Origin of the sequence: Nonomuraea sp. NPDC005730, assembly GCF_040630865.1 — a bacterium.
Taxonomy (GTDB): Bacteria; Actinomycetota; Actinomycetes; order Streptosporangiales; family Streptosporangiaceae; genus Nonomuraea.
This window is the reverse complement of sequence record NZ_JBEXYK010000011.1, coordinates 114,057-135,159: the sequence shown is the minus strand read 5'-3', so window position 1 is coordinate 135,159 and position 21,103 is coordinate 114,057. Positions and strand designations below refer to the sequence as shown.

At 71.8% G+C, this 21,103-nt stretch carries 18 protein-coding genes and 5 tRNA genes; 12 read left to right on the top strand and 11 right to left on the bottom strand.

Annotated elements, in window-relative coordinates:
* Nucleotides 1–2 precede the first annotated feature (2 nt).
* Entirely contained in the window at nt 3–212 is a 210-nt protein-coding gene (locus ABZ444_RS16885) for a hypothetical protein (protein ID WP_357996992.1), read from the bottom strand.
* Nucleotides 213–271: 59 nt separating this feature from the next.
* Between ABZ444_RS16885 and ABZ444_RS16880 the strand changes: the two genes are divergently transcribed.
* Complete coding sequence (locus ABZ444_RS16880; RefSeq protein ID WP_357996989.1) at nt 272–640, top strand: PH domain-containing protein; 369 nt, start codon at nt 272–274, stop codon at nt 638–640.
* A gap of 67 nt (nt 641–707) precedes the next feature.
* The gene (locus ABZ444_RS16875; protein WP_357996987.1) at nt 708–1,859 is read left to right on the top strand and encodes a hypothetical protein; all 1,152 of its coding nucleotides are present in this window, start codon (nt 708–710) and stop codon (nt 1,857–1,859) included.
* 29 nt (nt 1,860–1,888) lie between these two features.
* Here ABZ444_RS16875 and ABZ444_RS16870 read toward each other — a convergent pair whose 3' ends face one another.
* Together ABZ444_RS16870 and glgA are read right to left on the bottom strand one after the other, a co-directional pair.
* A complete protein-coding gene (locus ABZ444_RS16870; protein WP_357996985.1) occupies nt 1,889–2,257 on the bottom strand; it encodes a hypothetical protein in 369 nt (122 codons plus the stop codon).
* A 4-nt stretch (nt 2,258–2,261) separates the two neighbouring features.
* Nucleotides 2,262–3,437 (bottom strand): glycogen synthase, encoded by a 1,176-nt coding sequence (glgA, locus tag ABZ444_RS16865; protein ID WP_357996982.1) that lies wholly within the window; start codon nt 3,435–3,437, stop codon nt 2,262–2,264.
* Between the two features lie 235 nt (nt 3,438–3,672).
* Between glgA and glgC the strand changes: the two genes are divergently transcribed.
* Nucleotides 3,673–4,908: a glucose-1-phosphate adenylyltransferase gene (gene glgC / locus ABZ444_RS16860; RefSeq protein WP_352329862.1), complete on the top strand. Its 1,236-nt coding sequence runs from the start codon at nt 3,673–3,675 to the stop codon at nt 4,906–4,908.
* 221 nt (nt 4,909–5,129) lie between these two features.
* On the opposite strand, the gene ABZ444_RS16855 is transcribed toward glgC, so the two are convergent.
* On the bottom strand, nt 5,130–5,429 hold the full coding sequence (locus ABZ444_RS16855; RefSeq protein ID WP_357996979.1) for a hypothetical protein: 300 nt from the start codon (nt 5,427–5,429) through the stop codon (nt 5,130–5,132).
* Between the two features lie 249 nt (nt 5,430–5,678).
* On the opposite strand from ABZ444_RS16855, the gene ABZ444_RS16850 reads away from it, so the two are divergent.
* Nucleotides 5,679–7,016, top strand: coding sequence for an amidase (locus ABZ444_RS16850; protein WP_357996977.1), 1,338 nt, complete (start codon nt 5,679–5,681; stop codon nt 7,014–7,016).
* A 141-nt stretch (nt 7,017–7,157) separates the two neighbouring features.
* Here the strand turns inward: ABZ444_RS16850 and ABZ444_RS16845 are convergent.
* From ABZ444_RS16845 to ABZ444_RS16820, 6 genes are all read right to left on the bottom strand, one after another.
* Nucleotides 7,158–7,233 (bottom strand) — tRNA-Pro (locus ABZ444_RS16845).
* Between the two features lie 222 nt (nt 7,234–7,455).
* A complete protein-coding gene (locus ABZ444_RS16840) occupies nt 7,456–8,544 on the bottom strand; it encodes a mechanosensitive ion channel domain-containing protein (protein ID WP_357964388.1) in 1,089 nt (362 codons plus the stop codon).
* A gap of 87 nt (nt 8,545–8,631) precedes the next feature.
* The gene (locus ABZ444_RS16835; RefSeq protein WP_357996974.1) at nt 8,632–9,582 is read right to left on the bottom strand and encodes a tripartite tricarboxylate transporter substrate-binding protein; all 951 of its coding nucleotides are present in this window, start codon (nt 9,580–9,582) and stop codon (nt 8,632–8,634) included.
* Nucleotides 9,583–9,691: 109 nt separating this feature from the next.
* Nucleotides 9,692–10,465 (bottom strand): SAM-dependent methyltransferase, encoded by a 774-nt coding sequence (locus tag ABZ444_RS16830; protein ID WP_357996972.1) that lies wholly within the window; start codon nt 10,463–10,465, stop codon nt 9,692–9,694.
* 61 nt (nt 10,466–10,526) lie between these two features.
* The gene (glmS, locus tag ABZ444_RS16825) at nt 10,527–12,347 is read right to left on the bottom strand and encodes a glutamine--fructose-6-phosphate transaminase (isomerizing) (RefSeq protein WP_357996969.1); all 1,821 of its coding nucleotides are present in this window, start codon (nt 12,345–12,347) and stop codon (nt 10,527–10,529) included.
* 12 nt (nt 12,348–12,359) lie between these two features.
* Nucleotides 12,360–12,647, bottom strand: a complete 288-nt coding sequence (locus tag ABZ444_RS16820) for a hypothetical protein (RefSeq protein WP_352328428.1) — start codon at nt 12,645–12,647, stop codon at nt 12,360–12,362.
* Nucleotides 12,648–12,857: 210 nt separating this feature from the next.
* Between ABZ444_RS16820 and ABZ444_RS16815 the strand changes: the two genes are divergently transcribed.
* The 8 genes from ABZ444_RS16815 to ABZ444_RS16780 all read left to right on the top strand — a co-directional run bounded on the left by ABZ444_RS16815 (nt 12,858) and on the right by ABZ444_RS16780 (nt 20,748).
* Nucleotides 12,858–14,987 (top strand): peptidoglycan recognition family protein, encoded by a 2,130-nt coding sequence (locus ABZ444_RS16815; RefSeq protein WP_357996965.1) that lies wholly within the window; start codon nt 12,858–12,860, stop codon nt 14,985–14,987.
* Between the two features lie 90 nt (nt 14,988–15,077).
* A tRNA-Gly gene (locus tag ABZ444_RS16810) sits at nt 15,078–15,149 on the top strand.
* Between the two features lie 15 nt (nt 15,150–15,164).
* Nucleotides 15,165–15,235: transfer RNA gene (locus ABZ444_RS16805), tRNA-Cys, on the top strand.
* A 48-nt stretch (nt 15,236–15,283) separates the two neighbouring features.
* Nucleotides 15,284–15,355 (top strand) — tRNA-Gly (locus ABZ444_RS16800).
* A 20-nt stretch (nt 15,356–15,375) separates the two neighbouring features.
* Nucleotides 15,376–15,447 (top strand) — tRNA-Val (locus ABZ444_RS16795).
* A 605-nt stretch (nt 15,448–16,052) separates the two neighbouring features.
* The gene (locus ABZ444_RS16790; protein WP_357996962.1) at nt 16,053–17,288 is read left to right on the top strand and encodes a serine hydrolase domain-containing protein; all 1,236 of its coding nucleotides are present in this window, start codon (nt 16,053–16,055) and stop codon (nt 17,286–17,288) included.
* A gap of 275 nt (nt 17,289–17,563) precedes the next feature.
* Nucleotides 17,564–18,778 carry a bifunctional glycosyltransferase family 2/GtrA family protein gene (locus ABZ444_RS16785; RefSeq protein WP_357996959.1) on the top strand — a complete coding sequence of 405 codons (1,215 nt, stop codon included), beginning with the start codon at nt 17,564–17,566 and terminating at the stop codon, nt 18,776–18,778.
* A gap of 146 nt (nt 18,779–18,924) precedes the next feature.
* Nucleotides 18,925–20,748 (top strand): glycosyltransferase family 39 protein, encoded by a 1,824-nt coding sequence (locus tag ABZ444_RS16780; protein ID WP_357996956.1) that lies wholly within the window; start codon nt 18,925–18,927, stop codon nt 20,746–20,748.
* 101 nt (nt 20,749–20,849) lie between these two features.
* On the opposite strand, the gene ABZ444_RS16775 is transcribed toward ABZ444_RS16780, so the two are convergent.
* Nucleotides 20,850–21,095, bottom strand: a complete 246-nt coding sequence (locus ABZ444_RS16775; protein WP_357996953.1) for a hypothetical protein — start codon at nt 21,093–21,095, stop codon at nt 20,850–20,852.
* Between the last annotated feature and the right edge of the window lie 8 nt (nt 21,096–21,103).

The following is a 21,103-nucleotide window of genomic DNA, read 5'->3' as shown; positions in this document are numbered from 1 at the left end:
AGTCACCGGGCCTCGCCGGCCTTCCGAGCGGTCACCAGGGCCTCGTCGGCCTCGGGGAGCCAGGAGCCCGGCGGGCGGCGCAGCCAGTGGCGGGCCCGTCCCAGCTCGGCGACGGCGGCCAGGAGCGCCGCGAGGCCCGGGTGCCGCAGGCCCTCGGGATGCACCAGGTTCTGCAGGCCGAGCGGCACGGGCTCGGCCAGCGGCCTGTTCACCGCGCCCGGGATCCCACCGATCCCGGAACGCGGGAGCCCGTCCCGTTCGTTGGCCGGGCATGGCTGACATCCCCTACGACCGCAAAGAGCAGTTCAAGCAGATCGAGAGCGGCCTGCTCCCCGGCGAGCAGATCATCGCCGTCTACGACGCGATCGGGGCGGGCACCGGGTTCCTGGGGCTCACGGACCGGCGGGTGATCGTGCAGGACAAGTCGTTCGTGGGCAAGCGCATCGCGATCACCAGCATCCCCTACGCCAAGATCTCGGCGGTGAGCGTCGTGAGCAACAAGTCGCTGGCCGGCGGGTTCTTCTCCTCGGGCGCCATCGCCATCCACGTCGGCACGCACACCTACGAGGTGGACTTCCGCGGCGACAACAAGGCCCACCACGTGCACAACGTCATCCTCCACTACATTTCGCAGGCCTGATCGGCGTCACGCGTGGTCTCGTGGGCAGGGTTGAGCGTATTCTGCCGGTGATCACGAAGGGGGCGAGTTGCGGCGTTCCGTACGTGCCCGCGCGGCCGGTCTCGGCGTGCTGCTGACGCTCCCGGCCTGCGCCGGGCCTCCCGGGCGGGACGTCCCGTCCGCACCGGCGGTGAGCCTCACGGTCCAGGCCCGCTGCCCCCGGCCCGGCGGCGACGACCTGCGCGCCGAGCCCGTACGGTCACCGTGGCGGACGGTCCCGGCGGGCGACGGGCACGGCACGCTCGACCGGCTCGCGGTCGCCCCCGACGGGGCGGTGTGGGCGGTGCGTTCCGTCCAGCGCGAGACGTCCGCCGGGATGGAGACGACGTCCGGCGGGCTGGGCCGGTGGGACGGCGCCCGCTGGCGCACGTACGCGCTGCCGTCCCGGATGACGGTGGCCGCCGTCGGAGCGGTCTCGGGCGAGCGGGCGTGGGCCTTCGGGACCGGCGACGACGAGCGTCCCGGCCTGGTCGCCGGCGTCGCGGACGGCGCCGTGAGCGCCTCCACGCCGCTCAAGGAGGGCGCCTCGGCCATCGGCCTGCACGGCACCGCGGCGAGCGGCCCGTGGGCCGTGTCCGGGCGCGACGCGCTGCGCTGGGACGGCTCGGCCTGGCGCGCGTACCGGCTGCCCGCCCCGGCCCGCGCCCTCGGCGGCGAGGGCGCGGACGTGTGGACGGTGGGCGAGACCGCGCACGACCCCGCGGCCCGCTGGAACGGCGCCGCGTGGCAGGCGGTGCACCTGCCCGAGCCGGGCGCGCCCGAGGGTGCGCGGTCGGCCCGGACGGAGCTCGGCGACGTGGCCGTGCTCGGGCCGGACGACGTGTGGGTGGTCGGCGGGGTGTCCTGGTTCCCGCCCGACGAGTACGACGAGCAGGGCGAGCCCCTGGAACGCCGCCGCCCGCTGGCCCTGCACTGGGACGGCTCGGCCTGGCGGTGCCGCTGGGGCCCGGAGGGCGCGGCCTTCACCGAGGCCGAGCCCGACGGCCGGGCGGGCCTGTGGGTGCTCGACTCGACCCGCTCCCGGCTGCACCACTACGCGGCCGGCCGCTGGACGACGACGAGCGTGCGCGGCACGGTCACCGCCCTGGCCCGCCGCCCCGGCACCACCGAGGTGTACGCGGCGGGCTGGACCGGCCCCGAGGGCGACCTGACCAGGCCGGCCCTCTGGCTCACCCGCTGACCCGCTGACCCGCTGACCCGCCGCCACCCTTACATGCAGGTGAAGCCGTTCGGGGCCGCCCGGCAGAAGTCGCGCAGGTCGCGCAGCCAGGAGGCGGTGGCCGAGTAGTTGAGCGCCAGGTCGTCGCGGTGGAACCGGTGGTCGTCGGGCTCCTCGGTCACCTCGCCGTCGAGCCGGACCCGTCCCCGCTCGGGCAGGCCGCCCAGGTAGTCGTCGAGGAACGCCGCGATGCGGCTCGCGTCGGCGCCGGTGAGCGTCGTGCCGCCGTTGAAGCCGAGCAGGCACGCGGTCTCGGGGTCGAGCACCCGCGCCTCCTCCAGCAGGGACAGGGTCGGGCGCCAGTTCCAGGCGTTGACGCTCAGGCACCCGCCCTCGGGGGTCTCCAGATCCCAGCCCATGCGTTCAGGGACGGCGCAGCGAGGCGTAGAGGTCGAGGGTGCGCCGGGCGATGCGCTCCCAGGAGAAGTGCTCGACGGCCCTGGCCCGGCCGGCGCGGCCCATCTCGGCGGCCCGCGCCGGGTCGGCCAGCAGCGCGTTGACCCGCTCGGCCAGGTCGGCGGCGAACGCCTCGGGGTCGTGCGGGGTGCCGTCGGGGCCCTGGTCGATCGGCACCAGCAGGCCCGTCTCGCCGTCGGCGACGACCTCGGGGATGCCACCGGTCGCGGTGGCCACCACGGGCGTCTCGCAGGCCATGGCCTCCAGGTTGACGATGCCCATCGGCTCGTAGACCGACGGGCAGACGAAGACCGACGCGTGCGTGAGGAGCTGGATGACCTCCGGCTTGGGCAGCATCTCCGAGATCCAGAGCACGCCGTCGCGGTCGAGGCCGCGCACCAGCCCGGTCACCTCGGCGGCGATCTCCGGCGTGTCCGGCGCGCCCGCGCACAGGACGAGCTGGGCGGCCGGGTCGAAGGAGCGGGCGGCGTGCAGGAGGTGCACCAGGCCCTTCTGCCGGGTTATGCGGCCGACGAAGATCACGTAGGGCCGGTCGGGGTCGACGCCGTGCTTCTTCAGCACGTCGAGGCCGGGGTCGGGGGCGTACTGGGCGGTGTCGATGCCGTTGTGGATGACGGTGACCCGGCCGGGCGGGATCTCGGGGTAGGCGGCCAGCACGTCGCGGCGCATGCCCTCGCTGACCGCGATCACCGCGTCGGCGGCGGCCAGGGCGGTGCGCTCGGCCCACGACGAGACCGTGTAGCCGCCGCCGAGCTGCTCGGCCTTCCACGGGCGCAGCGGCTCCAGGCTGTGGGTGGTGACGACGTGCGGCACGCCGTGGAGCATCTTGGCGACATGCCCGGCGAAGTTGGCGTACCAGGTATGGGAGTGGACGACGTCCGCGCCCTCGCAGGCGGCGGCCATCTCCAGGTCGACGCCGAGCACCTGGAGGGCGGCGTTGGCCCGCTCCAGGCCGCCGGGCACCCGGTAGGCCGACACGCCGGGCTCCTCGCGATCGGCTCCGAAGCAGCGCACCCGGACGTCGGCCAGCTTGCGCAGCTCCCTGGCCAGGTACTCCATGTGCACCCCGGCGCCGCCGTAGACGTCCGGCGGGTACTCCCTGCTGAGCAGATCAACACGCATGCCCACGACCTTACGACGCGCCGGGCCCGGCGCCCTCCAGCGAGCGGCAAGTTTTGCGCCGACCATCAACTCCGGCACCGCACTTGTGAACCGACGCAAGCATAGGGAACACATCGATACAGCCCAATGTCGGTAAGTCCGGCCCCTGCTCTACGCGGATAAGTCAGGACACGGCGGCACAGCACAGTGCGCGGTTTCGTCGATAGATCGGCCATTTACGGGTAGCGTCCTGGACATGAGGTCCCGGAGGGTGCTTGCGGTTGTGCTGGCAGGTGGAGAGGGCAAGAGGCTCATGCCGCTCACGGCGGATCGGGCCAAACCGGCGGTGCCGTTCGGGGGGATGTATCGGCTGATCGACTTCGTGCTGTCGAACCTCGCGAACGGCGGCTTCCTGAAGATCGTGGTGTTGACCCAGTACAAGAACCACAGCCTCGACAGGCACGTCTCCCGTACCTGGCGGCTGTCGGCGATGCTGGGCAACTACGTGACCCCCGTGCCCGCCCAGCAGCGGCTCGGGCCGCGCTGGTTCTCCGGTTCTGCGGACGCGCTGTTCCAGAACCTGAACCTGATCTACGACGAGATGCCCGAGCACGTGATCGTGTTCGGCGCCGACCACATCTACCGCATGGATCCGCGGCAGATGGTCGAGCAGCACGAGGACTCGGGCGCGGACGTGACGGTGGCGGCGATCCGCCAGCCGCTGTCGCTGGCCGACCAGTTCGGCGTGATCGAGACCGACCCCGAGGGCCGCCGCATCGTGGCCTTCAGGGAGAAGCCGAAGGACGCCGTGGGCCTGGCCGACTCCCCCGACGAGGTCTACGCCTCGATGGGCAACTACGTCTTCAAGACGCAGGCCATGATCGACGCGCTGCGCGAGGACGCGCTCGACCCGACCAGCAAGCACGACCTGGGCGGCAACATCATCCCGATGCTGGTCAAGTCCGGCGGCGCGGACGTCTACGACTTCAAGAACAACATCGTGCCCGGCTCCAGCGAGCGCGACCGCGGCTACTGGCGCGACGTGGGGACCCTCGACGCCTACTACGAGGCCCACATGGACCTCATCTCCGCCCACCCGATCTTCAACCTGTACAACGACAAGTGGCCGATCTTCACCGGGCACGACCCGCTGCCCCCGGCCAAGTTCGTGCACAACGACGGCGACCGGGTGGGCCGGGCGATCGACTCGCTGGTCTCCCCCGGCGTGATCGTCTCGGGCGGCATGGCGATGCGCTCGATCCTGTCGCCGAAGGTCGTGCTCCACTCGCACTCGCTGGTGGAGGACTCCGTGCTGATGGAGAACGTCAAGGTGGGCCGGGGCGCGATCGTGCGCAAGGCGATCATCGACAAGAACGTGGTGATCCCCGACGGCGCGCGCATCGGCTTCGACCTCGACTACGACCGCACCCGCTTCGCGCTGACCCGCGGCGGGGTCGTGGTCATCGGCAAGAACGAGATCGTCGACCGTTAGGGCGCGGGCGGGCCGGTCCGCGCCCGGGGCCGGCCGCGTGCCGGGCGGCGGCCGTCCGGATCGGCTCCGGCGGCCCCGCGAGTGTCCTCATCGCGTGGGCGGACGGGTCCGGGGCTCGGCCGGTCGACAGCGGGGGGTGTGGGGCGCCGGGCACGGCGGGCACCCGGCAACGCAGGATCCCGGGCCACGCACGGCGCGGCCCGGGCTCAGGTGGTGCGACCTCAGATGCCGGCGCCGACGCCCAGGCTGCCGTACGCCCAGCCGCCGGGCCAGTAGCCGCGGCCGCCCCAGTAGCCCCAGTTGTAGCCGTCGTAGGGACGCCCGTAGCCCCTGCGGTGCTCGCATGCCTCAGCGTCACGGTGTCCGGCGGACACGCCCCACGGCGTGATGCGGAGCGCGGTCGAGTCGTCGGACGTGCTCAGGTCGCACTTCTCGTGATGGTCGTTGGCGTTGGCCGCCCCCGCCATGCCGAACAACGCGGCGACGGCGAAGCCGCCGGCCACGATGAGGTTGGCTTTCATGATTCCCCCTGGATCACGAAGTGACATCGCTGCTCACTGTACGTAATCGCTTCCGTACCGCGTGTAACGCCACGCCAAGAAAGGACTCGGCGCTTTCCGGTGCCACCCCGGTGATGTCCGGCCTTCTCCGGCCACTCCGGAAACCCCCGCCGCGCCCCGGAACGCCGGTCGCAGGGCCGGGACGCGTAGTCTGCTCCGGACGCCGCCCGCACACGGCGGGGTCGCCGTGATCCGTCCGGAGAGGACCTCATGCCGCCCACACCGCCCGGCCCCTTCACCGGCCGCTCCGTCACCGACCTGGCCCGTGACCTGCGCGCCGGCCGGACCACCGCCGCCGAGCTGGCCCGGCTGGCGCTCGACGCGGCCGTCACCCTGGATCCCGCGCTCGGCGCCTTCGTCACCGTGGACCCGGTGGGCGCGACGGCCGCCGCCCGGCGCGCGGACCAGGAGCTGGCCGCGGGCACCGACCGCGGCCCGCTGCACGGCGTGCCGGTCGCCGTGAAGGATCTCATCGACGTCGCGGGGCTGCCCTGCACGATGGGGTCGCGGCACTTCGCCGGCCACGTCGCCGAGGCCGACGCCGCCTGCGTGACGCTGCTGCGCGGGGCCGGGGCGGTGATCGTCGGCAAGACCACGACGCACGAGTTCGCGTACGGCCCCACCGGCGACCGCTCGGCCAACGGCCCCTCGCGCAACCCGCGCGACCCCGGGCGCATGTCCGGCGGGTCGAGCGGCGGCAGCGCGGCCGCCGTGGCGGCGGGCATGGTGCCGCTCGCACTCGGCACCGACACGGGCGGTTCGGTGCGCATCCCGGCTGCTCTGTGCGGGATCGCCGGGTTCAAGCCCGCCTACGACGCGATCCCCACCGCCGGGGTGTTCCCCCTGTCCCGGACGTTCGACCACGTCGGCGTGCTGGCCGCAAACCCGCTGGACTGCCTGGTGGCCTACCGGCAGCTCGCGACCGGCGGGCCACCGCCCGCCCGTGACATCGCCGGTGAGGCGGCGGTGCGGGTGGGGTGGCTCGATCCCGCCGTCCTGTCGCCCTGCGATCCGCGCGTCGTGGAGGTGGCGCGGGCGGCGGCGGGCGCGGGGCTGGGCGAGGTCGGGCTGCCCGGGGAACTGGCCGAGGAGCTGCGGGAGACGTACGCGACGGTCCAGGGCGCGGAGGCGTCCGCCGTGCACGCCGACCGGATGGCCAAAGCGCCCGAGCTGTTCGACCCCGAGGCGCTCGACCGGCTGCGCGCGGCGATGGATCTGCCCGCCTGGGCCTACGTCAAGGCCCTGGACGAGCGGCCCGCGCTGGCCGCCGCGGCGGAGTCGCTGTTCGACGACCATGACGTGCTGGCGCTGCCGGCCGTGCCGCTCGTCGCGCCGCCGCTGGAGCAACGTCAGACCGAGCTGGACGGGCGGGCCGTCGCCGTCCGGGCCGCGCTGCTCGCCCTGACCAGTCCGTGGAACGTGCTCGGCCTGCCCGCGCTGACGGTGCCGGCCGGCTCGGTGGACGGCCTGCCGGTCGGGCTGCAGCTCGTCTGCCGGCCCGGCCGGGAGGAACTGCTGTTCCGGGTGGCCGGCTCACTGGGCGGGTGAGGATGGGCGGGTGAGGAAAGGTGGGCCCCGGGCCGGCCCGGCGCAGGCCGGACCCGGGGGCGGGGGCTCGTGTCCGGCCGGGGGGCGCCATTCCCGTCGGCCAGGCCGAAGCCCACGGCCCTTTTCTTTCAGGGCCGTACGTCCGAGTGGCAGGATTCGAACCTGCGGTGCTCCTGCTCCCAAGGCAGGCGGGCTGACCAAACTGCCCCACACTCGGTCATGAAATCAACGAAGCCGCCCCGGCGGAGGCCCGGGACGGCTTTCCTGGTCGATTCTCCGCGGAATCACCTGGAAAGCCTTGGCCGCAGCTCAGGCCGGTTGCCGGACGGCCTGGAGGGTCGAGGTCCGCACATGGCCGCCGCCTTTCTCGTCGTTTCCGTGAATGTCGTTCCGGAACGAGATCAACGGTAGACCGGGGGCTGCCGGAAATGCCACGCATTTATCGCCGGTCGCGGTCCTGGTCGTTGGTCCAGGCCACCCCGGCGCGCGTTTCCGGCGCCTCGACGCGGAACCGGGGAAGGGCGTCCGGGTAGTTGTCGCGGACGAAATTGACGAGGAATTCGCGGACGTCGCACTTGAGGTCCCAGGAGGAGGGCGAGTCGGCGGCGCTCATCAGGGCGCGCAGCTCGACCAGGCCGTTGGGCAGCACGTCGGTGACCTGGAGCGTCCAGTCCTTCTGGTCCCACAGCGGGTTGCCCTGGAGGAACTCGTACAGGGCGTCGCGCAGTTTGGGCACCGGCACCGCCCAGTCGACCCGCAGGAACACCACGGCGAGCACCCGGCTGCCGTGCCTGGTCCAGTTCTCGAACGGGTTCTGGGTGAAGTAGGAGACGGGCAGCACCAGCCGCCGCTCGTCCCACAGGCGCAGCACCACGTACGTGAGCGTGAGCTCCTCGATCCTGCCCCACTCCTTCTCCACCACGACCACGTCGTCCAGCCGCAGCGCGTCACTGAAGGCCAGTTGCAGCCCGGCCAGCATGTTGCCGATGGTCGGCTGGGCCGCGATGCCGACGATGGCGCCGGCGATGCCGGCCGAGGCCAGCAGCCCGGCGCCGAGCGCCCGCACCTGCGGGAAGGAGAACAGCATGGCGCCGAGCGCGATGACGATGATGACCGCGGCGGCGATGCGGCGCACCAGCGCGATCTGCGTCCTGATCCGCCGCGCCCGGCGGTTGCGCTCGCCCTCGACGAGCACCAGCCGGTCGAGCACGACGTCCGTCAGCGCGTACGTCGCCTGGATGATCAGCCAGGTCACCGTGCCGATGGTGAGCAGGCCGATGACGCGGTCGACCGACTGGGCCATGCCGCGCTCGTCGGCCGTGTCACCGAAGATGCCGGGGGCGAAGACCAGGTTGCAGGCCACCGTGGCGGCCACGCAGAAGGCCGGCCACGTGCAGTGCTCGACCAGGTGGCGGGCCAGTGCCCATTTTCGTCCGACCCGGATCAGCACCCGGCGGACCACCTCCACCAGGAGCACCGCTCCGACCACCGAGATGACGAGGATCGGCCAGGCTGCCGGCGACTGCACGTTTCGCGCCCCCTATGTTGTAGAACGTCGCTTCAAGGTCACATTGCCCTCAACCGCCACTCCATACGCACGGACACGCCCTTTCGGCTAGTGGCCGTTCCCGCAACTGCCCCAGCACGTCGTGGCTCTGGTGCTGGCCAGCAGCCCGAGATCGCGCAGCACGGCCTGGGTGCGCTCGACCTCGGAGGTCAGCCAGAGGCGGAAGTCGTCCCCGCTGAGCGGGATCGAGATCCACCCCGCCGTCCGGCACGCCCGCCGCCACGAGGCCGACGAGGTCACCTCGTCGCACATGCGCACGGCCGACTCCCTGCCGTCCTCCGGCATGTTCTCGGGCCCGACGGCCGCGGCCCAGTCCGCGAAGTCCACCCGTACGCCGGACTCCAGCAGGGTCGGCACGTCGAGCTCCGGCACCCGGCGGGCGCAGGAGACGGCGAGAGCCCTGACCCGGCCGCCGTCGATGGCCGCGCGCCAGTCGCCGAGCAGGCCCGCCGCGGCCGCCGCCTTGCCGCCGAGCAGCGCCGAGACGGCCTCGTGGCTGCTGGGGTAGCCGGTGTAGTCCATCTGCCTGGTGTCGGCGCCGAGCCCCTTGGCGATCAGGCCGAACAGCAGGTGGTCGGGCTCGCCCTGCGGCCCGCCGGCCAGCATCGTCCCGCTCGGGTCGGCCCGCAGGTGGGCGCCGAAGTCGTCGAAGTCGGTGAACCGGGAGTTGGCGGGCACGACGACGACCTCGACGTCGCCGGTGAGCCTGGACAGCGGGGTGGAGGTGTCGAGCAGCGTCTGCCCGTTGTTCAGCTCGGAGGCCGCCAGCGCGGGCAGGCCGGTCACGGTGATCCGCGTGCCGGTGGGCGACGCGCCGACGCCGGAGGCGCGCGCGGCGGCGGCGAACGCCTCGCCGACCCGGGCCCAGCGGTCGCCGCCCGCGACGATCGAGAACCGGCCTCTCGCGCCGGCGGGGCCGCCGACGACGTGCTCCGTCCCGCATCCGGCCGCGCACGCCGCCGCGCCCAGGGTCCATGCCAAGAAACGCCGACGACGCATCCGCCCTCCCCCGACCTTCGCGAGTACCGCCATTACCTGAAGTTATTGACAGTTCACTCGCTGTTACACATCGGGATACGGTTGACCGAAATTTCGGCGTATACCGGAGTCAGTCCTGCTTCGTGGCCACCCCAGCCATCAGGGACGACGGCAGCGACCAGTCGCCCACCAGCTTGGGCCGGTCCGGCCGCCAGTCCACGGCCTGCACCAGGCCGGGCGGGTCGAGCGCGAAGCCGCCGAAGAACGCGCGGATCTCGGCCGGGCTGCGGTCGGCCCCGCCCGAGCCGGCCGAGCCGCGGCGGAACGGCCGCGGGTTCTCCTCGTCCGACAGGCGTCCCATCGAGGTGGCGTGGGAGATCACCAGGCGACTGCCGGGCGCGACCGCCTCGCGCAGCGCCGCCACCGCGCCCTGCGGATCGGCCGCGTCGGGCAGGAAGTGCAGGATCGACACCAGCACGATCGCGACCGGCCGCGACAGGTCCAGGAACCGGCCCGCGCGGGCCAGCACCGCCTCGTGGTCGAGCAGGTCGGCCTCGAGGAAGGCGGCCCTGTCCGCCCCGGCGAGCAGGGCCCTGGCGTGCGCGGCGACGACCGGGTCGTCGTCGACGTAGACGACCCTGGCCGCCGGCGCGACCTCGTGCACGCTGCCCTGGGTCGGCAGCCCGCTGCCCAGGTCGATGAACTGGGTGATCCCCGCGGCGGCGACGTAGCGCACGGCACGCTGGAGGAAGGCCCGGTTCGCGCGGGCCAGCGGGACCGCCTCCGGGACCAGCTCGGCGAGCTGGTCGATCGCCAGGCGGTCGACCGCGAAGTTGTCCGTCCCGCCGAGCATGTAGTCGTACATGCGTGCGAGATTCGGAGTGTGGGGGTCGAACTGCCGCACAGTAATGAATTTATGTGGTCCGCAGCCGGATAACACTACCCTGCGAGGATTGTGGCTGAATTTATTCCACAGTCACGCTCTTGGCGAGATTGCGAGGCTTGTCCACGTCCCTGCCGAGGGCGACCGCCGCGTGGTAGGCCAGCAGCTGGAGCGGGATCGTCAGCAGCATCGGGTCGAGCTCGATCTCGTTCTTCGGGATCACGATCACGTCGTCGGCCAGCTTGGCGTCGGGCTCGCGGTGGCCGACCATGAGCACCTGGCCGCCGCGGGCGCGGATCTCGCCGAGCGTGGTGAGGTTCTTGTCGAGCAGCTCGTCGTCGGGGACGATCGCGACCGTCGGCATGTCCGGGCCGATCAGCGCGAGCGGGCCGTGCTTGAGCTCGCTGGCCGGGTACGCCTCGGCGTGCACGTACGAGATCTCCTTGAGCTTCTGCGCGCCCTCGCGGGCCACCGGGTAGCCCCTGACCCGGCCGATGAACATCATGCTCGGGTGCTTGGCGTACTTCTGCGCCAGCTCGGCGATCTTGTCGCCCTGGGCGAGGATCTCCTCGATCTGGCCGGGCAGCCGGCGCAGGCCCTCCACGATGCGCCGCCCGTCGGCCGGCGACAGGTCGCGCACCCGGCCCAGGTGCAGCGCCAGCAGCGCGAAGGCGACCGAGGTCGAGGTGAACGCCTTGGTCGAGGCGACCGACACCTCGGGCCCGGCGTGCAGGTAGATGCCGCCGTCGACCTCGCGGGCGATGGCGCTGCCCACGGCGTTGACGATGCCGATCACTCGGCCGCCCTTGCGCTTGAGCTCCTGGACGGCGGCCAGCGTGTCGTAGGTCTCGCCCGACTGGCTGATCGCGACGTAGAGGGTGTCGGGGTCCACGACGGGGTTGCGGTAGCGGAACTCGCTGGCCGGCTCGGCGTCGGCCGGGATGCGCGCCAGCTCCTCGATGAGCTGCGCGCCGATCTGCCCGGAGTAGTACGCCGACCCACAGCCGATGATCTTCACCCGGCGGAACGAGCGCGTCTCGCGGGCGTCCATGTTGAGGCCGCCGAGGTGGGCGACGTGGAAGCGCTCGTCGAGGCGGCCGCTCATCGTGCGGGTCATCGTCTCGGGCTGTTCGGAGATCTCCTTGAGCAGGTAGTGCTCGTAGCCGCCGGTGTCGTAGTGGCCGGCGTCCCAGTCGACGGTCAGCGGCTCCTTGGCGGTCTCGCGGGCGTCGCTGGCGAAGGTGTGGAAGCCGTCGGCCTTGAGCACGGCCAGCTCGCCGTCCTCCAGGTGCACGACCTGGCGGGTGTAGCGGACCAGGGCGGCGACGTCGGAGGCGGCGAACATCTCCTTCTCCCCGATGCCGAGCACGATCGGGCTGCCGTTGCGCGCCACGACCACCTCGCCCGGCCGCTCGGCGTCGATCACCGCGATGCCGTACGTGCCGACGATGTTCTTGAGCGTCTTCCTGACCGCCTCCTCCAGGGAGTCGTTCTCGTCGGCGGCGCGGGCGATCAGGTGGGCCAGGACCTCGGTGTCGGTCTCGGACAGGAACTCGACGCCGTCGGCCTCCAGCTTGGCGCGCAGCTCGCCGGCGTTCTCGATGATGCCGTTGTGCACGACCGCGATGCGCTGGTCGGCCGACAGGTGCGGATGCGCGTTCTCGTCGCTGGGCACGCCGTGGGTGGCCCAGCGGGTGTGGCCGATGCCGTGGTTGCCCTTGAACCGCACCGGCACGACCTTGGCCAGGTCGGCGACCCGGCCCTTGACCTTGCGTACCTTGAGTCCCTTGTTCGACACCACGACCCCGGCGGAGTCGTAGCCCCGGTACTCAAGCCGCTGCAGCCCTTCCAGCAGGATGGGCGCCGCGTCCTTGGGGCCCACGTAGGCCACGATTCCGCACATCGAGGTCTCCTCTTATCCGTAAACGATCCTGCGGAGCTGCCGCAGCGACAGCTCTGGTGCCGCTACCCGGCGTGCGGGTAACTCGGCGGCGATCCGGGGGAAGATCTCGTCGTTGGTCAGGCCGCGGGCCTTGAGCTCGCCGTGACGGCGCCGTACGAACTCCTCGACCGGCTCGGAGAAGTACGACAGCACGTCGGCGACCACGCGGGCCGCCTCTCCTGGGTCGAGCGCGCTCGTCCGGGTGAGATGGGCGATGAGGTCTTCATAGGGATGCCGCGCCGTGGACACAGACGAGGACATTACGCATCTGGAGCGAGACACGCCAACATCCTGCCCGGAATCGGGCAGGATTTAACTCCAGGACGCTTCCACTTCTCCCCTGCCGCTCGCCGACGAGCCGGCGGACGGATCCCGGGATTCTCATCCGTATCATCCGACCCGTCTGACACATCCCTTTCTGGGAATGGTTACGGTCAGTGATCGAGCAGTGCCGTTCCGTGGGGAGATGTCATGCAGCTCCGGCTTGCCGCCGTCCTGGCCACCAGCTTGTCCGCCGGTCTGTGCGTCGTCGCCGGCGGCCCGGCCGCTCCCGCCGTCATGGGCGGCACGGGCGTCCGGGATCAGGGGCGGCAGGCCGACTTCGCGGCCGCCGCGGCGGAGTTCGGGGTGCCGGTCAGCGTGCTGCTCGGGGTGTCGTACCTGGAGTCGCGGTGGGACGCCAACGGCGGGCGTCCCAGCACGGCCGGCGGGTACGGCCCGATGCACCTGGTGGACGCCGTGGCCGCCGGGCAGGCGGGCACGGTCGCGGAGGGCTTCGCGCCGGGCGACGCCAGGGGCGACGACAGCCGCCCGCTGCCCCGGTCGGCGACCCGGCCGGTCAGCCGGTCGGCCTCCCGGTCGCCCCGGTCGGCTTCGCAGGCGGGGGCCCGGTCGGCGGCACGGTTGATGGCGGGATCCGGCACGTCGGCGGCTTCGCTGCCGGACACGACGCTCGCCCTGGCCGGGCGGCTGGCCGGGGTCGCGCCGCGGGTGCTGCGCGCGGACCCGCGCGCCAACATCAGGGGCGGCGCCGCCCTGCTCGCCTCCTACCAGCGCCGCCCCAGCCCCGACCCGGCCGACTGGTACGCGGCCGTCGCCCACTACGCGGGCACCCGTGACCCGCTCGCCGCGCGCTCGTTCGCCGACGAGGTGTTCGCGGTGCTGGGCGAGGGCGTCGCGCGGCGCACGGACGACGGCTTCGACGTGCGGCTGGACGCCGTGCCCGGCCTGCGCCCGCCCGCGGCGCCGGCGAAGAGCGCGACCGGCGACGACTCCGACGAGGACGACGACCCGTTCTTCTTCTCCGACATGGAGCCCGAGGGCGACGACGACTCCGAGTCGGCCGACGAGTCCGACTGGGACGTGCCCGCGCAGGACGAGATGCCGCTGACCGCCGCCGACTCCTCCACCGGTTCGTCCGCCGAGTGCCCGAGCAGCCTGCGGTGCGAGTGGATGCCGGCCGCGTACAAGAGGTACGGCAGGAAGAAGGACCGCGGCTACGGCAACCACGACCGGGTCGAGGGCCGCCGCCAGGTCGACTACATCGTCATCCACGACACCGAGGGCGGCTACCAGGGCATCCCGTCGATGGTCGGCAACCCGAGGTACGTGAGCTGGCACTACACGGTCCGCTCCCGGGACGGGCACGTCGCCCAGCACGTGCCGACGAAGGACATCGCCTGGCACGCCGGCAACTGGGACTTCAACGCCCGCTCGATCGGCATCGAGCACGAGGGCTACCTGGCCAGGGGCTCCTGGTACACCGAGGCGATGTACCGGTCGTCGGCCAGGCTGGTGCGCTACCTCGCCGGCCGGTACGGCATCCCGCTCGACCGCGCCCACATCCTCGGCCACGACAACGTGCCGGGCGCCACGGCGCAGGCGGTCGCCGGCATGCACGAGGACCCCGGCCCCTACTGGGACTGGGCCCACTACTTCGAGCTGATGAACCACCCGATCAAGGGCGACGGGACGGGCTCGTCGGTGATCATCCGGCCCTCCTACGACGACAACCGGCCCTACTACACCGGCTGCGCCAGCACCAAGCCCGGCCGCCGGTGCCCGGAGCACGGCGCGGCCAGCGTGTGGCTGCACACCGGGCCGAGCGAGAGCGCCCCGCTGGTCAGCGACGCCGGCAAGCACCCAGGGAAGCCGAGCACGTACAGCGTCTACGACCACAGCGCCCGCGCCTCGACCGGGCAGCGGTTCGCGGTGGCCGGACGGCAGGGCGACTGGACGGCGATCTGGTACCTGGGGCAGCGGGCCTGGTTCCTCAACCCGTCCTCCGCCCCCACGGCCGTGCCGGCGACGGGCCCGCTGGTCACGCCGCTGGCCGCGGGCACCAAGGTGTACGGCCGCGCCTACCCGGAGCGGTCGGCGTACCACGGAGGCGGGGTCCAGCCGTTGACGCCGCTGCAGTACCGGATCGGGCCGGGGCAGTCGTACTCGCTGGGGGGCACGGTCACCGGCTCGTTCTACTCGGCCGGCGCCTTCAACCCGGCCAGGCACGTGCGGGTCACGGGGTCCGTCCGGTACCACCAGATCCAGCTCGGGCATCGTGTCATGTTCGTCCAGGCCAAGGATGTGCGCGTCATCCGCTGAATTTCGCCCCACGGGGCTCGGGCTGCGCACGGGCACTCCGCGAAGACGATATGGTTTTCCCGTGACCCCGCGAGTTCGCGGGGGATTCACGCGGAAGTGGCTCAGTGGTAGAGCATCACCTTGCCAAGGTGAGGGTCGCGGGTTCGAATCCCGTCTTCCGCTCGGAGTCATACTCCTGGTGGAGTGGCCGAGAGGCGAGGCAGCGGCCTGCAAAGCCGTCTACACGGGTTCAAATCCCGTCTCCACCTCGGTGGTACAACGGACTCTTCTGGGTCCGGTAAAGTAAAGAGCGCCATGCGGAAGTGGCTCAGTGGTAGAGCATCACCTTGCCAAGGTGAGGGTCGCGGGTTCGAATCCCGTCTTCCGCTCTGAGTGACAACTCAACAAAGGACGATTAGCTCAGCGGGAGAGCGCTTCCCTGACACGGAAGAGGTCACTGGTTCAATCCCAGTATCGTCCACCCACGCTCGTCGGGAGTCAGACCGGGTTTCGGTCCGGTCCGGACAGCGGTCAAGCCCCAGCGAACGGCAGATGCCGGACGACTGGGGCTTCTTCGTTTCGAGAGCCGGGCCCCGCCTTTCCGGGCAAAGCCCGCCCGCGGCTCCAGACACTCATCCCCAGGCGGTCGCCCGTCGGACCGCCGGCCCCGGGGCCTGTACGGAGTTCGGCTCTCCAGGCCGGCCAGCGGCTCGTACTCGTCCGGCAGGTCACGTCCCACGGGCTGCCGGTACGGAACCGCCACATCACCAGCCGCCGTAGATCCGGTCTCGGGCCGCGCTCACCCAGCGGTCGATCAGGGACCGTTCTTCGCCGGTGAGGTCTCCCCGCCATGTTCGATGGCCCACCAGGGCCACCGGCCCTACCCCCCGGGCTGTCGCGCGGCCTGCGCCAGTGCCTTGATGTCGGGGATTCGGTGTATCGCGGGCGTATCGAAATGCGCATACGCCACCGCAACAGTCCTCCGTCTTCAGTAGAGGCACCGACCACATGGTGGTGATCGGCTGCCGGCGGCGGTCGCGGTCAGACCTGCAGCGGTCGGTTCGTCGTCAGGAAAGGACCGTGATCATGGACTCTGCAGGTGGCGTCGGCCGGCGGCGGCTGCTCGGGTGGAGCGGGCTCGCGGCGGCCGGCGTGGTGGCGGCCGGCGCGCCGCTGGTGGGCGGCCGGCCCGGCAACCGACAGCACCGTCCGGCCGTAACCGGCCCCGGCATCCCGCCGGACACCCGTCCCGGCGGAGCCTACGACCGGTACGTGGCGAAGCTGGCCGCGGAGGGCAGGTTCTCCGGCGTGGTGCTGCTGTCGCACCGGGGCCGGACGGTGCTGTCCCGCAGCTACGGCATGGCGGACAAGGAGAAGGGGATCCGCAATCACGAAGGCGTCGCGTTCAGCCTCAGTTCGGCGGGCAAGCCGTTCGGCGCGGTGGCCGTCCTGCAGCTGGTGCAGCAGGGCAAGCTGAAGCTGTCGGACACGGTGGGCACCCACCTGACGGGCTACGCCAAGGACGTCGCCGAGCAGGTGACCGTCCACCACCTGCTCTCCGGCACCTCCGGGCTGAACACCCCGGAGGAGGACCCGCAGCGTATCTTCCGGAGCCGGGAGGAGGTGCACGAGTTCTACGAGCAGTGGGCCCGGAAGGCGAAGCTGGTGGCCGCCCCCGGCACCCCCACCGAACACGCCGGCGCCGACGTCGTCATCCCGGCGCTGATCGTGGAGGCGGTGACCGGCAGGACGTACTGGGACTACGTCGAGGAGAACATCTTCAGGCGCTGCGGCATGACCGGCTCGGCGTTCTACACCAGGCGGCAGTGGCTCACCGATGCGCACATCGCGCACCCTCACATGAGGCTGGCTGACGGCAGCGTGGTGGACGCCGTCCGCAACCTGGGCAAGAGCAGCTCGAACCAGTCCACGCCGGGCAGGAATCCCGGCCGTAGCTTCATCGACGTCCCCGGGGACGGGGGCTTCGCCACCGCACCGGATCTGGTCCGGTTCGCGCACGCCCTGAGCGAGGGCACAGTGCTGGAACGGCCCTACGCCGAGGTGCTCACCGCGGCCAGGTCCCCCCACGGGCCGCAGTCGTTCGGGGCCTACCACATGCCGGTCCGCATCGTCAGCGGTCAGTGGGTGCACGGGCGCGCCGGCGCCAACCCCGGTGTCGGCGCCAGCTGGAACATCTACCCGTACACCGGCTGGGTCGGTGTCATCCTCAGCAACACCGACGGCGGGACGCTGCAGGAGCTGACCGGGCGGGAGGTACAGGCCGTCACCGGAGGCACGCCCGGCGGCGGCGGGGGCGGCTGAGGTGGTCCGGCGGTCGACACCAAGAGAACGGATCTCCTGACGTCTCCTGTGGCCACCGCAGCCTGATGCCGGCCGGTCACGGTCCTTCGCGCACCTCTCACCGGCGCGCAACAGATCGACCACAACCGCAGGGTCAGTCGGGGCGCTGAGGGAACACGGCGTTGCCTGCCCTGAGTTCGCGCGCGTCCCGGCTCGGCGCAGCGGACGTCGCCGCCAGGTGATCGACTCCGCGGCCACACCTTTGAGAGGCCTTTCGAGCGAGCGAGGAGTTGGTCATGGATCGCATGGTGGAGATCGCCATTCCGGTCTACAACGAGCAGCATGTGCTGGCGTGCAGCGTGCGAAGACTGCACACCTATCTGGAAGAGACGTTCCCCTACCGGTTTCGGATCACGATCGCCGACAACGCCAGCGTCGACGGAACGTGGCAGGTCGCGCAGGCGCTGGAGACCGAACTGCAAGGGGTCCGGGCAGTACGGCTGGAGCAGAAGGGCCGGGGACGGGCGCTGCGGCATGTGTGGAGCCACAGCGACGCCGACGTGGTCGCCTACATGGACGTGGATCTGTCCACCGACCTGGACGCCTTCTTTCCGCTGGTGGCGCCGCTGATCTCCGGGCACAGCGATCTGGCCATCGGGACCCGGCTGACGCGCGGGTCGGCGGTGGTACGCGGCCCGAAGCGGGAGCTGATCTCCCGGGGGTACAACGTGTTGTTGCGCACGACGCTGGCGGCCCGCTTCACCGACGCCCAATGTGGCTTCAAGGCCGCGCGGACCGTGATCGCCAGGGCGTTGCTGCCGTCGGTGCAGGACGAGAAGTGGTTCTTCGACACCGAGTTGCTGCTGCTGGCCGAGTGCAACGGGCTGCGCATCCACGAGGTGCCGGTGGACTGGGTCGACGACCCCGACAGCCGCGTGGACGTCCTGCGAACCGCACTGGATGACGTGAAGGGCATGGCCCGGGTGGCGCGGCGCATGCTGACGGGCGCGTTCGACGCCCCGGTGGAGAGCCGGCCGCGGCCGCGGCTGCCGGCGGGGATGGCCCGGCAACTGCCGACTTTCGCGATCATCGGGGTGTTCAGCACGATCGCTCAGCTGGTGCTGTTCGTGCTGCTGCGCATGGTGATGGGGCCGCTGTGGGCGAACGCGGTCTCGCTGTTGATCACCACTGTCGGCAACACCGCCGCCAACCGCCGGTTCACCTTCGGGGTGACGGGCCGGGAACGGGCGTTCAGGCAGCAGCTGGAGGGCGGTCTGGCGTTCCTGCTCGGACTGGTGCTGAGCACCGGCTCCTTGGCCCTGCTCCACGCCCTGGCGCCCGGGGCGCCACGGGCCGTCGAGATCGCCGCGCTGGTGACCGCCAACGGGGTCGCGACGCTGGTGCGGTTCCTTCTGATGCGCACCTGGATCTTCCATCCACGGCGCCTGGGGCGCCGGTCGGCCCCGGCCGATCCGACCGTCGGCACGGCCCGGAAGGACGAGGCCGCATGACCATCCGCGTACGTCGTGCACAGACGCCCTCCGATCCGCGGGGCCCGTCTGACAGGCCCCGCTCGCATGCCGCATCGGGGTGGCTGCGCCGGCTGGCCTTGGGCGGGCCTGAAGATCCGCGCTGGTCGCGTCCGGCGCTCTGGGGCGTGCTGTTGGCGGCTTTCGTGCTGTACGCGTGGAACCTGTGGTCGGCCGGCTACGCCAACTCCTACTACTCGGCGGCGGTCAGGAGTGGCACCGAGAGCTGGCAGGCGTTCTTCTTCGGGGCCCTGGACTCCGAGTCGTTCATCACCGTGGACAAGCCGCCGATGGCGCTGTGGGCCATGGGCCTGCTCGCCCGCGTCGTGGGGTTCGGGACGTGGAGCCTGATGTTGCCGCAGGTGCTGGCCGGGGTGGCCGCCGTCGCGGTGCTGCACGCCACGGTACGGCGCGCGGCCGGGTTTCCGGCGGCGCTGATCGCTGCCGGGGTGCTGGCGCTGACCCCGATCACGGTGGCCATCAACCGCGACAACAATCCCGACACGCTGCTGGTTCTGTGGCTGGTGCTGGCCGCGTGGTCGTGTCAGCGCGCGATCGAGTCGGGACGCCTGCGCTGGCTGCTGGCCTCGGCCGCGTTCGTGGGGTGCGGGTTCAACACCAAGATGCTGCAGGCGTTCGTGGTCGTCCCGGCGCTGGCGCTGGCCTACCTGGTGGCGGCCAGGCCGGGCGTGCTGCGCCGGGTGCGGCATCTGCTGGCGGCGGGTGCGGTGCTGGTGGTGTCGAGTTCCTGGTGGATGGTGGTGGTCGACCTGACCCCGTCCGGGAGTCGCCCGTTCATCGGAGGCAGCACCGACGGCACCGTGCGTGACCTCGTCATCGGCTTCAACGGCCTGGGCCGGATCTTCGGCCTGGAGACGCCCGGCGGCGGCCGTGGCGGCGGGGGTTTCGGCGGCGCCGCGGGCGCGGGACGAATGTTCAACGACATGGTCGGCGGTCAGATCTCCTGGCTGCTGCCGTTCGCGATGCTCGCGCTGAGTGCGGGGGTCGTGCTGCTGTGGAAGCGGTCGCGCACCGACCTGGCCCGGGCCGGGCTGGTGCTGTGGGGCGGCTGGCTGGCGATGTACTGCGCGGCGTTCAGCTTCGCCAAGGGCGTGTTCCACCCGTACTACACCACGTCTCTGGCCCCCGCGATCGCCGTACTGGCCGGAGCGGGCGGGGTGTGGTTGTACGACGCGTACCGGGGGCCGGTCCGGTGGTCGTGGGTGCTGCCCGTGGGCGTCGCGGTCACAGGGGCGTGGTCCTTCGCGCTGCTGAACCGGACGCCCGACTGGAATCCATGGCTGCGCTGGGTGATCGTGGCGGCGACCGTGCTGGCGGTGCTCGCGCTGGCGGCCGCGCGGCTGCCGTGGGCGCCGGGCCACGGCATCGTCGTCGCGTCGATGGCGTTCACGCTGGTCGCGGCCCTGGCAGGTCCGGGGGCGTACGCGGCGGTGACCGCGTTCGGCGGTGGCAACACCAGCGGCAACGCGCTGGCGGGGCCGTACGCGGCGCAGGCCCAGAACGGTCAGCCTGGGAACGGTCCGGCGCCGCCCCAGGGGCGGGGCGGCATGCTGGTGGTCGGCGGGCCGGCCGGTGAGTTGAGCGACGACATGGTCGGCTACCTGCTCAAGAACCGGGGCGGTGCGCGCTGGCTGGTCGCCGTGGTCAGTGCCCAGCAGGCGTCGTCGATCATCCTGTCGACCGGCGAGCCGGTGATGGCGATGGGCGGCTTCACCGGGCAGGACCCGGCGATGACGGTGGCCAGGCTGCAGGAGTACGTCCGCAAGGGCGAACTGCGCCACATCGTGATCAACGGGTCGGGTCGGAGCGGTCCCATGAGCGGCGACCCCGCCATCGCCTCATGGGTGCGGAAGAACGGCACGAGGGTTCCCGCGAGCGTGTACGGCGGCATGTCCGACGAGGGCGGCGGTGAACTGTACCGGCTCGGCTGAGGGGGGAGGCCGAGCGGGCGGATCACGGCCAGGGGGTGGACGGCTCCTGCTCGATCGTCGTCACGCTCGCGTCCCCCGGCCGCTCCAGTGGCATACGGCGATCAGGGGTTGGGTCTTCGCCGGTGGTGGCGGCGTCGAGTGATCGCAGGGCCCGCCCGGCTGCCGGCGATCAGCCCGTACTCGCCCAGGACCAGCAGCCCGATCCCGAGCGCGCGCAGCGTGCTGTGATCGGCGGAGTCCCGGGCGCGGGCGGAGTCGACGAGCGTGGTGAGCAGGCCACGGTCGCGGGGGACCATCCGTTGGCGTTCGTCGTAGGTGATGAGCTGGTTGATTGCGTCGAAGAGCACGGCCTGAC

What these genes read in the sequence shown, in the direction of transcription:
- glgC (WP_352329862.1), top strand. Translation starts at nt 3,673, where the DNA reads ATGAGGTCCCGGAGGGTGCTTGCGGTTGTGCTGGCAGGTGGAGAGGGC.
- glmS (WP_357996969.1), bottom strand. Translation starts at nt 12,347, where the DNA reads ATGTGCGGAATCGTGGCCTACGTGGGCCCCAAGGACGCGGCGCCCATC.
- ABZ444_RS16835 (WP_357996974.1), bottom strand. Translation starts at nt 9,582, where the DNA reads ATGCGTCGTCGGCGTTTCTTGGCATGGACCCTGGGCGCGGCGGCGTGC.
- ABZ444_RS16850 (WP_357996977.1), top strand. Translation starts at nt 5,679, where the DNA reads ATGCCGCCCACACCGCCCGGCCCCTTCACCGGCCGCTCCGTCACCGAC.
- ABZ444_RS16855 (WP_357996979.1), bottom strand. Translation starts at nt 5,429, where the DNA reads ATGAAAGCCAACCTCATCGTGGCCGGCGGCTTCGCCGTCGCCGCGTTG.
- glgA (WP_357996982.1), bottom strand. Translation starts at nt 3,437, where the DNA reads ATGCGTGTTGATCTGCTCAGCAGGGAGTACCCGCCGGACGTCTACGGC.
- ABZ444_RS16785 (WP_357996959.1), top strand. Translation starts at nt 17,564, where the DNA reads ATGGATCGCATGGTGGAGATCGCCATTCCGGTCTACAACGAGCAGCAT.
- ABZ444_RS16870 (WP_357996985.1), bottom strand. Translation starts at nt 2,257, where the DNA reads ATGGGCTGGGATCTGGAGACCCCCGAGGGCGGGTGCCTGAGCGTCAAC.
- ABZ444_RS16820 (WP_352328428.1), bottom strand. Translation starts at nt 12,647, where the DNA reads ATGTCCTCGTCTGTGTCCACGGCGCGGCATCCCTATGAAGACCTCATC.
- ABZ444_RS16815 (WP_357996965.1), top strand. Translation starts at nt 12,858, where the DNA reads ATGCAGCTCCGGCTTGCCGCCGTCCTGGCCACCAGCTTGTCCGCCGGT.
- ABZ444_RS16880 (WP_357996989.1), top strand. Translation starts at nt 272, where the DNA reads ATGGCTGACATCCCCTACGACCGCAAAGAGCAGTTCAAGCAGATCGAG.
- ABZ444_RS16790 (WP_357996962.1), top strand. Translation starts at nt 16,053, where the DNA reads ATGGACTCTGCAGGTGGCGTCGGCCGGCGGCGGCTGCTCGGGTGGAGC.